The organism is Streptomyces sp. NPDC093071 (assembly GCF_044754545.1).
In the GTDB taxonomy this organism is placed as follows: domain Bacteria; phylum Actinomycetota; class Actinomycetes; order Streptomycetales; family Streptomycetaceae; genus Streptomyces.
The window spans coordinates 44026-58514 of record NZ_JBIVPH010000009.1 but is presented as its reverse complement, the minus strand read 5'-3'; the positions used below and the strand labels follow the sequence as shown (position 1 = coordinate 58514).

The following is a 14489-nucleotide window of genomic DNA, read 5'->3' as shown; positions in this document are numbered from 1 at the left end:
ACCGGATGCACCGGCCGGACCGGCCGCACCTGGAGGAGCTCGCCCGCAGACTGAGGGCCGGCGGCCAGGACCCGACCGCCGAGGACCTCGCGGACGCCCTCTGGCTGGCCCGCTGGCTCCCCGGGCCCGAGCCGGAGACCGGCGGCCCCCTGGGGACCGGTCCGCTCCCCGGTACGCCCGGGGACGGCGCCGACGACCGGGAAACGGACCGGGACCGGGAACAGGACTCGGGTGGTTCCTTACGGGCGGAGGACGGTTCCGTACGGGGCGGGGACGGTTCCGTACGGGGCGGGGACGGTTCCGTACGGGGCGGGGACGGTTCCGTACGGGGCGGGGACGGTTCCGTACGGGAAGACGGTGACGCGGGCGGGGGCGCGGGTCCGGGCGGGGGCGCCCGGGAGTCCGTCTCCCTCCACATGCGCGCCGGAGCCCCCGGCGCGCGTGGCGGCGCGGGACGCGCGGAGCGGGGCGCCGGGCTGCCCGTCCGCGCCCCCGGCGCCAACGCCCTGCCCGGCCTCCTCGGCCTCCAGAAGGCCCTCCGCCCCCTGCGCGACTACGCCCCCGCCCCGCCCCGGCCCGGCGAGGGCGTCCTCGACGAGGAGGCCACCGCCGAGCGCAGCGCCGCCGCCGGCGTCCTCACCCCCGTCCTGCGCCCCGCCGCCGGCCACCGCCCCGACATCCAGCTCCTCATGGACACCGGCCCCGCCATGGGCGTCTGGAGCCGGATGGTCGAGGAACTCCGCCAGGCCTGCCAGCAGTCCGGCGCCTTCCGGGACGTCCAGGTGCACCGCCTGTACGACACCGGCGACGGGCCCCCGCTCGTCACCACCACCTCCGGTGCCGACGGCCGGCCCCGGCTGCGCCCCGTCGACCAGCTCCACGACCCCACGGGCCGCCGGCTCACCCTCGTCGTCAGCGACTGCGTCGGACCCCTCTGGCAGCGCGGCGCCGCCCAGCGCTTCCTGCGCCAGTGGCCCGGCCGCGCCCCGCTCGCCCTCGTCCAGCCCCTGCCGCCGCGCCTCTGGCCCCGGACCGCGCTCCCCGCCGAACCAGGCACCTTCCAGCGCTCCGCGACCCCCGGCGGGCACACCTCCTTCCGATCCGACGACGAGCCCTGGGGCCCCCTCCTGCCCGGCCGCCGGGCCGTCCCCGTCCTCACCCCGACCCCCGAGGCCTTCGCCTCCTGGGTCCGCCTCCACACCGGCCACGGCGGCGACGCCGTCCGCGGCTGGGCCGCCCGGCTCGCCCCCGGACCGGCCGGACCCGCCGCCCCCCGGGCGCCCCGCGTCCCGCGCGGCGACGAGGAACTCCTCCGCGCCTTCCGGGCGGGCGCCTCGCCCGGCGCCCTCCGGCTCGCCGTGCACCTCGCCGCCGCGCCCCTCACCCTCCCCGTCATGCAGCTCGTCCAGCGCGCGATGCTGCCCGACACCGGTCCCATGGAGCTGGCCGAGGTCCTCCTCAGCGGACTCCTGCGGCGCCTCCCCGGCCCCACTCCGTACCCCTGCTTCAGCTATCCGCCGGGCGTCCAGCAGCACTTCCTCGGCTCGCTCGATCCCAGCGCCGCCGCCCTCGTCCTCAAACACTGCTCCGCCTACGTGGAGCGCAATTTCGGCCAGGGGATGCGGAACTTCCCGGCGCTCGCCGCCGCCCGTCTGGCCGGCGCGGAGGCCGGGGACGAACCGGAGGCCGGGAGCGCCGCCGCGCCGCCCGACGCGACCGACGAACCCCTCGGGCCCGACAGCGCCGAGACCGAGCTCTTCGCCCGCATCCCCGCGCGCGTGCTCCGCTTCTACCACCCCGACCTCGTCACCCCCGACCCGCTCACCGAGGCCCGCCGCCTCCTCGCCCAGGGCCGGGGCCAGTCCGACCCCGCCCTCCTCGCCGGTGCCCGCGAACGCGCCGAGGCCGCCCTCCCGGCCGAACCCGTCGAGGCCCGGATCGTGCTCGCCCGCGCCCTCCACGCCGAGGCCGGCACCGCGGCCGCCCGGCGCTCCGACCGGCGCGCGGAACTCCTCGCCCGGGCCGCCGACACCCTCGTACGGGCCGGGGAACTGGCCGGGACCGGCGACGAGGCGTGGGCCGAGGCACGGCTGGAACTCGCCGTCGTCCACCACGCGCTGTGGCGCGACACCGACGACCCCGGCCACCTCGACGCCGCCCTCGACGCCCTCGCCGGGCCCCCGGAACACTGGCCCGAGACCACCCGCCACACCCTCCACCTGCGCCGGGGCCGCCTGCTCCTGGCCCGGGGCGACGGCGCCGCGGCCGCCGGGGAACTCACCGCCGCCCTCGGCCTCCGGGAGAGCGCTCCCGTCCTCCTCGACCTCGCCGACGCCCTGCGCCTCGCCGGGGCCGGACCCGACCGGATCGCCCCCGTCCTCGACCGCGCCGCGCCGCTCCTCGGCGACGGCCGCGCCCTGCGGCTGCGCCACGCCACGGCCCGCGCCCGGCTGTACGACGCGGTCGGCGACGGGGCCGCCGCCGACGCGGCCTACGAGGAGGCCACCCTCCTCGCCCCCGCCGACAGCGGACAGCGCGGCCGGACCCTGCTCGCCTGGGGCGGCTCCCTGCTGCGCCGCGCCGCCGCCGGCACCGGCACGGCCCCCGTCGACCGGGCCGAAGGGGTCCTGCGCGAGGCCCTCACCCGGCTGCCCGCCGACGCGCCCGAACGGGCCGGGGCCCGGACCCTGATCGGCAGCGTGCTCGCGCTCCGCTTCCACCGCGCCGGGTTCCTGCCCGACCTCTTCGAGAGCCGCCACCTCCTGGAACAGGCCGTCCGCGGCACGGAGGAGCCGGGGGCGCGGGCCGAGGCGTGGCTGCAGCTGGCCCGGGTGCGCCTGGAGCTGTCCGAGGTGGCCAGGGACGGCCTGATCGGCGCCGCGCTCACCGCCTACCGCAACGCCGAGGAGGACGCCCGCGCCGCCCACGGCGACGACCCGGGCTCGGTCACCGCCGCCCGCGCCCTGCACGGCCAGGGGGCCGTCCTGCTCCTGATGGGGCGCCCCGGCCGGGCCGGGACCGCGCTGCGCGCCGCCGCCGAACGCTGGCGACGGCTCACGGGCGGCCTGACAGAGGTGGATTGGGGCGACGTGGAGCGGACCAGGACGCTGCTCGGGACGGCGGAGGCCGCGTACGACAACCCGGCCGTACGGCCGGACGAGCGGGAGCGGCGGGGCATCGCGCCCCCCTGGTGGACCTTGGCCGATTCGTTCGGGTGAGCGGCGTGACGACGGGGGGCGCACATGAGCGCAGTTGAGTCGAACGTGTTTCCGGCTTCCCGGCGTCGGGAAGAACCGCTCCGCCGCTACGACTGCGGGGGACGGGCGCCGGTGAGGAGGAGCCGAGGGTGTTCGAGCACACGGGGTGGACGAGTGGTGCCGGCCGCGACGCCGACCGCACGGCACACCTGCCGGACCGTCCCGTACGCCTGCCGGACGGCGCGGCACACCGGCCCGACCGCGTACTGCCGTCTCCGTCCGACCGCGCGACGCGCCTGCCCGACCGCCCCGCACGCCTGCCGGACCGCGTACTGCCGCCCCCGGCCGACCGCGCGGCACCCCCGCCCGACCGCGTTACGCGCCTGCCCGACCGCCCCGCACACCTGCCCGATCTCGCCGCCGTCGACCTGCGCACCCTGCGCGTCCTGGACGACCCGGCGCTCGTGGCCGAGGTCGACCGCGTCCTCGGACGCGCGGCGGAACTGGGCGAGTCGTGGTTCTCCGACGAGGGCGCCGAGTGACCTGACCGGCACCGGCATCTGCCTCTGCCTCTGCATCTGCCTCTGCATCTGCCGGACGGTTGCGTGGTTACCGGGGACGCCGAACACCCCGCCCCACCCCCCAAGGAGGCGGCGGTGACCCACGTTCCCCCCTCCGCCGCCCTTCTCGGGCTGTTCGCGCGGACGCGGCCCACGCAGGACGGTGTCGTTCTGCTCCGTTCCGCGCTGCACGCGCGTCGGCTCGTGCTGCTCAAGGCGCTGCTCGTCCGGGTGCACCGGCACCGGGCGGAGCTCGGCGGTGGTGTGGGCGGGCGGTTCGAGGCCGCCTGGGACCTGCTCGAACGGGCGGAGCGGCGCGCGCCGTCCGCCGTCCGCGACCTCCTCGACTACCCCACCACCGGCGGCTGGCTCGCCGCCGCGCTCACCGCGCCGCCCGGCCCGGACCTCGACGCGCGGCTCGCCCACTTCGACGCCCTCGCCCTCACCGCCGCGCTCCGCGCGGGCTGCGCCCTGGACCTCACCGTGGCGAGCCCGCACGGCACCCTGCCCCTCACCGGCCTCGGAAGGCTGCTGACCGGGGCGGACCGGGTCACCGTGCGGACCGCAGGCCGCCACGCGCGGATCGCCCCCGAGGGCGCCGGACCCGACCGGACCGTCCTGCTCCCGCGCGACCCCCGCTCCGGGCGCCCCGCAGACGCCGGGACCGGCTGGAGCCCCGTGCTCCGGCTCCCCGGCGGGACCGCCGTCCTCGACGACCTCGACCCCTACCGGGTGCCGCGCGGCGGCATCGGCAACCCGCCCCGTACCGGCGTGGAGGCCGGACCCGCCGGGCGGGCCGTCTGGGCCGAGCAGTGGCGGGCGGCCCTCCGCCTCCTCGACGCCACCGACCCCGGCCGCGCCGGGGAGGTCCGGAGCCTCGTCCGGGTCCTGGTGCCGGTCGCCCACGCCGAGAAGGGGACCGGCCCCTTCGGCGCCACCCTCCGCGCCGCCCCCGGCGCCGTCCTCGCCGCGCTGCCCGAAGGTCCCCGCGAGATGGCCGAGGTCCTCGTCCACGAGACCCAGCACACCAAACTGGCGGCCGTCCACGAACTCGTACCGCTCCACAACGCCGGACCGGCCACCGTGCACCGGGTCGGCTGGCGCACCGACGCCCGCCCGATCGCCGGGGTCCTCCAGGGCGCCTACGCCCATCTCGCCCTCACCGACCTGTGGCGGCGCGCGGCCCGCTCGACCGGACTGCCCGCCCCCTGGCGCACCCGGGCCGGGCAGCAGTTCGAAAGATTCCACCATCAGGTGGGCCGGGCCCTCTCGGTCCTGCTTGAATCCGATGAACTGACCAACGCGGGAAGGGAGTTCGCCCGCCACATGCAGCAGCACCACGCGCGTCTCGGCGCCACGCCCCGAGCACTTCGGTGACACTATGCACGCGCGTGACGACACCGCGTGGCGTGCGAGCGGACAGGGAGAGGTACACATGGCGGAACAGGCGCGGCCGGCCGGGGGCGGAACCCCGCGCGGAAGCACGGCACCCGAACACGTCCTGGTGGTGTTCCCCGGATACCACCGGCCCTGGGCCACCTGGATCAGCCAGCGCCTCGATCTGCACGGGGTCCGCGCCACCCCGCACCGCTGGGACCCGCCCCGCGAGGTCCCCCTGGAGGACTCCCTCGGCGACCTGCTGCTCGCCCGCGGCCAGGTCCTCCTCGTCCTCAACGACTGGTTCTTCGAACTCGGCCCCCGCCCCGCCGGCGAGTGGAACGACGTCCTGCGCGGCTTCGTCGCCGCCCACGCCGACCGCTTCGCCGCCGTCAACCTCACCAACCGGCCCCTCCTCCCGGCCACCGCCGTCCTGGAACCGGCCGGCCTGTGGGGCGTCGGCGAGGACGAGGCGGAGGCCCGCCTCCTCGGCCGCCTCGGCATCGAACCCCGCCGCTCCGCCGCCCGCCGCATCCCGCCCGGCGCCCTCGCCCGCTACCCCGACACCCCGCCCGAGGTCTGGGGCGAGGTTCCGCGCCGCAACCCCCGGTTCACCGGCCGCGACGACCTCCTCACCGCACTGCAGGAACGGCTCATGGACGCCGAACGCGGCAACGCGGCCTGCACCCTCCTCGGCATGTCCGGCATCGGCAAGACCCAGATCGCCGCCGAGTACGCCCACCGCTTCAGCCCCGACTACGACGCCGTCTGGTGGGTCAGCTCCGACGACCGCAACGTCCAGCGCGACCGCTTCGGCGAACTCGCCGTCGAACTGGGCCTCCCCGTCGGCAACGAACCCGGCGAACGCATCCGCGCCGTCCGCGACGCCCTGCGCCGCGGCGACCCGCACAGCCGCTGGCTGGTCGTCTTCGACGGCTGGGACGACATCAGGGACGTCGGCGTCATGCTCCCGCACGGCCCCGGCCACGTCCTGATCACCTCCCGCAACCGCCTCTGGGGCGAACACACCGACCTCCTGGAGGTCGGCGGCTTCGCCCGCGCCGAGTCCACCGGCTACCTCATGCGCCGGGCCCCGCACATCACCGCCGCCGAGGCCGACGAGGTCGCCCACGAGTTCGGCGACGTCCCCCTGCCCCTCGTCCAGGCCGCCGCCTGGCTCGGCGAGTCCGGCATGGAGGCGCCCGAGTACCTCCGCATGGTCCGCGAGGGCCGCCTCTCCACCGTCGACGACCCCACCGGCGGCGAGGGGATGCCCAACGCCTCCCTCACCTCCTGGTCGATACTGATCAACCGGCTCCGCCGCGCCCAGCCGCAGGCCGTCGAGATCCTCAGCTTCTGCGCCTCCTTCGCCCCCGGCCGCATCCCCCTCGGCCTGGTGCGCGCCTATCCGCAGGCCGAACTGCCCGAGGACCTCCACTGGATGGTCAACGACCTGCCGGCCTGGACCCGGGCTCTCGACACCCTGGTCAACTACTCCGTCCTCACCCGGGAGACCCGCGGCCCCGTCAGCACCGACATGGGACCGCACCAGGAGTCCGTCCACATGCACCGCCTGGTGCACGACATCGTCTCCCGGCTCACCGATGGCACCCACCGCGCCGCCCACCGCAAGGCCGTCCGCACCCTGCTCGCCGAGGCCGACCCCGGCAACCCCATGGACAGCCGCAACTGGCCCCGTTACGCCGAACTCCTCCCGCACCTCGAACCCTCGGGTGCCCTGGAGAGCCGCGGCCCCCGCATCCAGAACGCCGTCCTCAACTGCCTGCGCTACTGCTACCGCAGCGGCGAGTTCAAGGCGGGCATCCGGCTCGCCGAGCGGATCCGGCTCAGCTGGAGCGGGTTCATGGACCCGGTGGCCCAGCCGATGCTCACCCTGACCAGCCAGGAGGGCAACATCCTGCGCGCCGCCGGCCGGTTCCGCGAGGCCCACGTCCTCGACTCGGCCGCCCTCGAACGGCTCCGCGCGCAGACCCCGCGCAACGAGCACGCCGAACTCATCGCCCACAGCGCCGCCGCGAGCAACCTCCGCTACCTCGGCCAGTACACCGAGGCCGAGGAGCTCCAGCGCCGCCTCCTCGACGAGTCCCAGCGGATCCTGGGCGAGAACGAGTTCATGACCCTCCTCGCCCGCCACAACCTCGGCGTCAGCCTCCGCCTCCTCGGCCGCTATCAGGAGGCGTACGACCTCGACGCCGAGAACCTCGCCCGCCGCGAGACCGTCCTGCGCGCCCGCCACGCCAACACCCTCAACTCGGGCAGCGCCCTCGCCCACGACCTGCGCCTCCTCGGCCGCTACCGCGACGCCCTCGTGCGCCAGGAGGCCAGCGTCCGGCTGCACGTCCAGGTCCTCGGGCCGCAGCACCCGCAGACCCTCTCGGCCCGCGCCCAGCTCGCGCTCTGCCGCCGCCGCGAGGGAGGCGCCCAGCAGGACATCGGGACGCAGATGGCGAGCCTCCTCGAACAGATCGAGCAGGTGCACGGCCGGGAGCACCACACGACGCTCACCTTCATCAACAACTACGCTAACTACCTGCGCGAACACGGGGACCTCGACCACGCCCGCGAGCTGACCGCCGAGGCGGAGGCCGGATTCCGCTCGATCCTCGGCCCCGCCCACCCCGTCGCCACCGGCATGGTCGCCAACACCGGCCTCGTCATGCAGGCCGCGGGCGACCGCTCCGGCGCCCTCGCCCTCCTGGAGTCCGCCCTCGGCGGCTTCACCGCCACCCTCGGCCCCGACCACCCCTGGGTCCTGGGCTGCGCGCTCAACGCCGCCGCCGCCCGCAACTTCAACGGGCGCGTCGGCGACGCCGTCGAGCTGAGCCGGGAGACGCTCCGCCGCGCCCGCCGGGTCCTCGGCGACGAGCACCCGCTGACCCTCTCGTGCCGGATCGCGCTCGCGGCCGACCTCCGGGGGGTCCGCGAGGTCGAGGAGGCGGGGAAGGTCGAGGAGGACGGGCTCCTGGCCCTCACCAGGACCCTCGGCGCGCAGCACCCGCACACCCTCTCCGCCCGCCAGCGCAACCGCCCCTACTGGGACTTCGAGGCCTACCTCGGCTGAGGACCCCACGAGGACCCGGGGCCTGAAGAGCTGCGGAAACGCCGGAGGCCCGGCACCCCCGAGAAGGGGAGCCGGGCCTCCGCTGTCACGCGCGAGCGGTACGGGATCAGGCGTCGAAGACCTCGTTGACCAGCTGCTGCTGCTCCGCCTGGTGGCGCTTGGCCGAGCCGACCGCCGGGGAGGAGGAGTGCGGACGCGAGATCCGGCGCAGGCGCTCGCCCGCCGGGATGTCCGCGCCGACCGCCAGGTCCAGGTGGTCGATCAGGTTGAGCGCGATGAACGGCCAGGCACCCTGGTTCGCCGGCTCCTCCTGCGCCCAGATGTACTTCGCGGCGTTCGGGTACTTGGCGATCTCGGCCTGGAGCTCGGCACCCGGCAGCGGGTACAGGCGCTCCAGACGGATGATCGCGGTCTCCGTGTCACCGCGCTTCTGGCGCTCGGCCTCCAGGTCGTAGTAGACCTTGCCGGCGCAGAAGACGACCTTGCGGACGTCGGCCGGGTCGACCGTCGCGTCGCCGATCACCGGGCGGAAGCCGCCGGTGGTGAACTCCTCCACCGTGGACGCCGCCGCCTTCAGGCGCAGCATCGACTTCGGGGTGAAGACGATGAGCGGCTTGTGGTGCGGGTTGTGGACCTGCCAGCGCAGCAGGTGGAAGTAGTTCGACGGCAGCGTCGGCATGGCGACCGTCATGTTGTCCTGGGCGCACATCTGGAGGAAGCGCTCCGGGCGCGCGGACGAGTGGTCCGGGCCCTGGCCCTCGTAGCCGTGCGGCAGGAGCAGCGTGACGCCGGAGGTCTGGCCCCACTTCTGCTCGGCGGAGGAGATGAACTCGTCGACGACGGTCTGCGCGCCGTTGACGAAGTCGCCGAACTGGGCCTCCCAGACGACCAGGGCGTCCGGGCGGGCCAGCGAGTAGCCGTACTCGAAGCCCATCGCCGCGTACTCGCTGAGCAGCGAGTCGTAGACGTTGTAGTGGGCCTGGTCCCCGGCCAGGTAGAGCAGCGGGGTGTAGTCCTCGCCGGTCTCCTGGTCCACCAGGACCGCGTGGCGCTGGCCGAAGGTGCCGCGTCGGGAGTCCTGGCCGGAGAGCCGGACCGGGGTGCCCTCCATCAGCAGGGAGCCGATGGCGAGGGTCTCGCCGAAGCCCCAGTCGATGGTGCCGTCGTCGATGGACGCGGCGCGGCGCTGCATCTGCGGCAGCAGGCGCGGGTGGACCGTGATCCGGTCCGGGACGTTCACCTGGGACTCGGCGATCCGCTTCACGACCTCCTGGGAGACCGCGGTGGTGACGGCGACCGGGAACTCGGCCTGGGCGTCCGGGACGTGCACCGAGGACGGGGCGGCCGTGGTGGCCTCGCGGACCTCCGCGAACACCTTCTCCAGCTGGCCCTGGAAGTCCTGGAGCGACTGCTCCGCCTCTTCCAGGGTGATGTCGCCGCGACCGATGAGCGACTCGGTGTACAGCTTGCGCACCGAACGCTTCTTGTCGATCAGGTTGTACATCTGCGGGTTGGTGAACGAGGGGTTGTCGCCCTCGTTGTGACCGCGGCGGCGGTAGCAGATGAGGTCGATCACGACGTCCTTGTTGAACGTCTGGCGGAACTCGAAGGCGAGCCGCGCGACGCGGACCACGGCCTCCGGGTCGTCGCCGTTCACGTGGAAGATCGGCGCCTCGATCATGCGGGCCACGTCGGTCGCGTACATCGAGGAACGCGAGGACTCCGGGGCGGCGGTGAAGCCGACCTGGTTGTTGATGACGATGTGGACCGTGCCGCCGGTGCGGTAGCCCCGCAGCTGCGACATGTTCAGCGTCTCGGCGACGACGCCCTGGCCGGCGAAGGCCGCGTCGCCGTGGAGGGCGATCGGCAGGACGGTGAAGTCCGTGCCGCCCTTGTTGATGACGTCCTGCTTGGCGCGGACGACACCCTCCAGGACCGGGTCGACCGCCTCCAGGTGCGAGGGGTTGGCGACCAGGGAGACCTTGATCTGCTCGCCGTCCAGGCCCGTGAAGGTGCCCTCGGCGCCCAGGTGGTACTTGACGTCGCCGGAGCCGTGCATCGACTTCGGGTCGAGGTTGCCCTCGAACTCGCGGAAGATCTGCGCGTACGACTTGCCGACGATGTTCGCCAGGACGTTCAGCCGGCCGCGGTGGGCCATGCCGATGACGACCTCGTCGAGGCGCGACTCGGCGGCCGAGTCGATGACCGCGTCGAGCAGCGGGATGACGGACTCGCCGCCCTCCAGGGAGAACCGCTTCTGGCCGACGTACTTGGTCTGCAGGAAGGTCTCGAAGGCCTCCGCCGCGTTCAGCCGGCGCAGGATGCGCAGCTGCTCCTCGCGCTCCACGCGGGAGTGCGGGCGCTCGACGCGGTCCTGGATCCACTTGCGCTGCTTCGGGTCCTGGATGTGCATGAACTCGACGCCGGTGGTGCGGCAGTACGAGTCGCGGAGCACGCCGAGGATGTCGCGGAGCTTCATCATCGACTTGCCGGCGAAGCCGCCGACCGCGAACTCGCGCTCCAGGTCCCACAGGGTGAGGCCGTGCTCGGTGATGTCCAGGTCGGGGTGCTTGCGCTGCTTGTACTCCAGCGGGTCGGTGTCGGCCATGACGTGGCCGCGGACCCGGTACGAGTGGATCAGCTCGAAGACGCGCGCGGCCTTGGTGACGTCGTCGTCGTGGGAGGCGTCGATGTCGCGGAGCCAGCGGACCGGCTCGTAGGGGATGCGCAGGGCCTTGAAGATCTCGTCGTAGAAGCCCTCCTCGCCGAGGAGGAGGTTCGCGACGATCCGCAGGAACTCGCCGGAGGCGGCGCCCTGGATCACGCGGTGGTCGTACGTCGAGGTCAGGGTCATGACCTTGGAGATGCCCAGCTTGTTCAGGGTGTCCTGGGAGGTGCCCTGGAACTCGGCCGGGTAGTCCATCGAGCCGACGCCCATGATGACCGACTGTCCGGGCATCAGACGCGGCACGGAGTGGACCGTGCCGAGGCCGCCGGGGTTGGTCAGGGAGACGGTGACGCCGGAGAAGTCCTCCATCGTCAGCTTGCCCACGCGGGCGCGCTTGACGATGTCCTCGTACGCCTGCCAGAACTCGAAGAAGTTGAGCGTCTCGGCCTTCTTGATGCCCGCGACGACGAGCTGGCGGTCGCCGTTGGGCTTCACCAGGTCGATCGCGAGGCCGAAGTTCACGTGCTCCGGCTTGACCAGGGTCGGCTTGCCGTCCTTCTCCGCGAAGGAGTTGTTCATGGACGGCATGGCCTTGATCGCCTGCACCATCGCGTAGCCGATGAGGTGCGTGAAGGAGATCTTCCCGCCCCGGGCGCGCTTCAGGTGGTTGTTGATCACGATCCGGTTGTCGAAGAGCAGCTTCACCGGGACGGCGCGGACGGACGTGGCCGTCGGCACCTCCAGGGAGGCGTTCATGTTCTTCGCGACCGCGGCGGCGGGGCCGCGCAGCGTGATCAGCTCGGGACCGGCCGGGGCCTCGGTCGCCGGGGCGGCCTTGGCGGCGGGCTTCGCGGCGGCCGGAGCGGCCTGGGCGGCGGCCGGCTTGGCGGCCGCGGGGGCCGCCTTCACCGCGGCCGGGGCGGCGGGAGCCGCGGCCGGCTTCTGGGCGGCGGGAGCCGGAGCAGGGGCGGGCACGGAGGCCGGAGCGGCAGGCGCGGCCTGTGCGGGGCCCGTCTGCGGCGCGGCGGGGGCGCTCGGCGTGCTCTGGGTGGGCGCCGGGGCGGCCGGGGTCTCCGACGTCCCGGGCTTGTAGTCGGCGAAGAAGTCCCACCAGGCACGATCGACCGAATTCGGGTCCTGGAGGTACTGCTGGTAGATCTCGTCGACGAGCCACTCATTGGCACCGAAGGCGGTCGCAGGGTTCTGGCCCTGCCCGTCTTGGTCGGTCGGGGAGCTCGGGGTACTGGGGGACTGAGACGACACGGCGGCAACCGCCCTCTTCCGCTTCACAAGGTGATGGACAGCGGAAATAAAGGCTACGCCTGTCCGGCCGGGAGGTGCAGGCCGGGCACTCCAACGTCGCGCAAGTCACACTTGACGGGGTGTTTCGGAGCCGTGAATGGCGGGAAACAAGCGTGGTTCCGCTGGTGTGAGGGTACGGAAAAGCATCGGTACGGCCCCCTTCGGCCGCACCCCTGATCGCACCCCGTTCACGTGCGCGGAGGTCTCACCCCCGTACACGCAGAACGTGTTCTTCCGGTTCGAACCCTACGTCAATCCGTCGGTGGACGACTGCCCGGAAGAGTGACTCTGATGCGGCACCCGCGTGATGATTCGGCCACGCCGATCTCGCCGCCGTGCAGATCGACCGCCCAGCGGGCGATCGCGAGCCCGAGGCCCGTCCCGCCGTCGCTGCCGGGGCCCTGCCGGCGCGAGGCCGAGCCCCGGTTGAACCGCTGGAAGACCTTGTGCCGCTCGGACTCCGGGATGCCGGGGCCCTCGTCCTCGACCTCCAGCTCCAGGGAGTCCGGATACGGGCCGCGCCGGGCCCGCACGGTGACCCGGCCGTGCGGCGGTGAGTGCTTCACCGCGTTGTCGATCAGGTTCGCCATCACCTGGTGCAGCCGCTCCGTGTCCGCGTGGGCGGCCAGCTCGGGCGGCGACACGTCCAGGTGCAGGTGCACGTCCGTGCGGTTGTGCAGGCCCGAGGTGGACGACAGGCCGCGCTGGGACGCGGCGAGGTTCGCCTCCCGCAGCACCCCCGACAGATACGGCCAGACCTCGAAACGGCTTCCCCGCAGGGCCACGACACCGTTGTCAAGGCGTGACAGGTCGAGGAGCGTCTCCACCAGCCGTCCCAGCCGCTCGGTCTGCTTCAGGGCCGACCGCATCGTCTCGGGATCGGCCTCGGAGACCCCGTCCACGACGTTCTCCAGGACGGCCCGCAGCGCGGCGATCGGGGTCCGCAGCTCGTGCGAGACGTTGGCCACCAGCTCCTTGCGGTGCCGGTCCACGGCCTCCAGGTCGTCCGCCATGCGGTTGATCGTGGACGCGAGGTCGCCCAGCTCGTCCCGCCGGTCCGCGCCCCGCACCCGGCGGCTGAAGTCGCCGCGCGAGATCGTCCCGGCCACCGTGGTCATCTCGTCCAGCGGCGCGGTCAGGGACTGCGCGACGAACTGGGTGATGAGCAGGGTCGCGATCATCGCGAAGATCGTGATGTACCGGAACTCGGTGGACGTGCGGATCGCCACCAGGGCGAGGCAGGAGGTCAGCAGGACCGCCCCGACGACGAGCGCGCCGAGCTTGGTCTTGATGGAGATCACGATCCGGTGGCGCCGCCGCCGCCCGCCCCGGGGCCCGCCGGGCCCGTCGACCGCGCCCGGTCCGCTCGTCATGCCCGGCCCGCTCGTCACGCCCGGCCCGCCGGATCTCCCGGGCCCGTTCGCCCCGCTCGCCCCGTCCGCCGCTCCCGGCCCGCCGGCTCCGCCCCGCTCCTCCGGCCGCTTCGCTTCCTCCGGCCCGCCGGGCCTGCGGGGGCTCATGGCGCCGGGGTCTCCAGCGCGTAGCCGACGCCGTGGACCGTGCGGATCCGCTCGGCCCCGATCTTCCGGCGCAGCGCCTTGATGTGGCTGTCCACGGTCCGGGTGCCCGAGGCGTCCGCCCAGTCCCACACCTCGGCGAGCAGCTGCTCGCGGGAGAGGACCGCGCGGGGGGTGCTCGCCAGACAGACGAGGAGGTCGAACTCGGTCGGGGTCAGGTGCACGTCCTCGGTGCGGACCCGGACCCGCCGCTGGGCGTGGTCGATCTCCAGTTCGCCCAGGCGCAGGATGCCGCTGCGCGGGGTGACCGCCGCGAGGGCGGCCCGCTCGACCCGGCGGAGCAGCACGTGCACCCGGGCGGCCAGCTCGCGCATCGAGAACGGCTTCGTCATGTAGTCGTCCGCGCCGACGCCGAGTCCGACCAGCATGTCGGTCTCGTCGTCGCGGGCGGTCAGCATGAGGACCGGGACGGGCCGCTGGGCCTGGACCCTGCGGCACACCTCCAGGCCGTCGAAACCGGGCAGCATGATGTCCAGGACCATCAGGTCGGGCTGCCAGGCCTCGGCCGCGTCGACGGCGGCGGGACCGTCGGTCGCGGTCTGCACGAGGAAGCCCTCGGCGCGCAGGCGGGCGGAGATCGCCTCCACGATCGTGGCGTCGTCCTCGACCACCAGGACGCGCCGCTGGGCCCCCGGAGTGGCCGCCGCACCGTGGTGAGTGGTGTGTGTCTGCTCCATTGCCCCGCCTCGCGTCGCCGATGTCGGTGCAGCAGCCTAGAGGTACCGG

General features: G+C 74.1%; 7 protein-coding genes. 4 read left to right on the top strand and 3 right to left on the bottom strand.

Annotation, left to right across the window (positions count from 1 at the left end):
* The first annotated feature begins 5 nt into the window (after nt 1-5).
* The 4 genes from ACIQD7_RS27180 to fxsT all read left to right on the top strand — a co-directional run bounded on the left by ACIQD7_RS27180 (nt 6) and on the right by fxsT (nt 8216).
* Nucleotides 6-3218, top strand: coding sequence for an SAV_2336 N-terminal domain-related protein (locus ACIQD7_RS27180; RefSeq protein ID WP_402444984.1), 3213 nt, complete (start codon nt 6-8; stop codon nt 3216-3218).
* Nucleotides 3219-3346: 128 nt separating this feature from the next.
* The gene (locus ACIQD7_RS27175) at nt 3347-3739 is read left to right on the top strand and encodes a hypothetical protein (RefSeq protein WP_402444982.1); all 393 of its coding nucleotides are present in this window, start codon (nt 3347-3349) and stop codon (nt 3737-3739) included.
* 114 nt (nt 3740-3853) lie between these two features.
* Complete coding sequence (locus ACIQD7_RS27170; protein ID WP_402444980.1) at nt 3854-5134, top strand: aKG-HExxH-type peptide beta-hydroxylase; 1281 nt, start codon at nt 3854-3856, stop codon at nt 5132-5134.
* A gap of 58 nt (nt 5135-5192) precedes the next feature.
* Nucleotides 5193-8216 (top strand): FxSxx-COOH system tetratricopeptide repeat protein, encoded by a 3024-nt coding sequence (fxsT, locus tag ACIQD7_RS27165; RefSeq protein ID WP_402444978.1) that lies wholly within the window; start codon nt 5193-5195, stop codon nt 8214-8216.
* Nucleotides 8217-8322: 106 nt separating this feature from the next.
* On the opposite strand, the gene ACIQD7_RS27160 is transcribed toward fxsT, so the two are convergent.
* From ACIQD7_RS27160 to ACIQD7_RS27150, 3 genes are all read right to left on the bottom strand, one after another.
* Complete coding sequence (locus tag ACIQD7_RS27160; RefSeq protein WP_402444976.1) at nt 8323-12147, bottom strand: multifunctional oxoglutarate decarboxylase/oxoglutarate dehydrogenase thiamine pyrophosphate-binding subunit/dihydrolipoyllysine-residue succinyltransferase subunit; 3825 nt, start codon at nt 12145-12147, stop codon at nt 8323-8325.
* 290 nt (nt 12148-12437) lie between these two features.
* Complete coding sequence (locus ACIQD7_RS27155; RefSeq protein ID WP_402444974.1) at nt 12438-13559, bottom strand: ATP-binding protein; 1122 nt, start codon at nt 13557-13559, stop codon at nt 12438-12440.
* A gap of 143 nt (nt 13560-13702) precedes the next feature.
* A complete protein-coding gene (locus ACIQD7_RS27150; RefSeq protein ID WP_062752240.1) occupies nt 13703-14440 on the bottom strand; it encodes a response regulator transcription factor in 738 nt (245 codons plus the stop codon).
* Between the last annotated feature and the right edge of the window lie 49 nt (nt 14441-14489).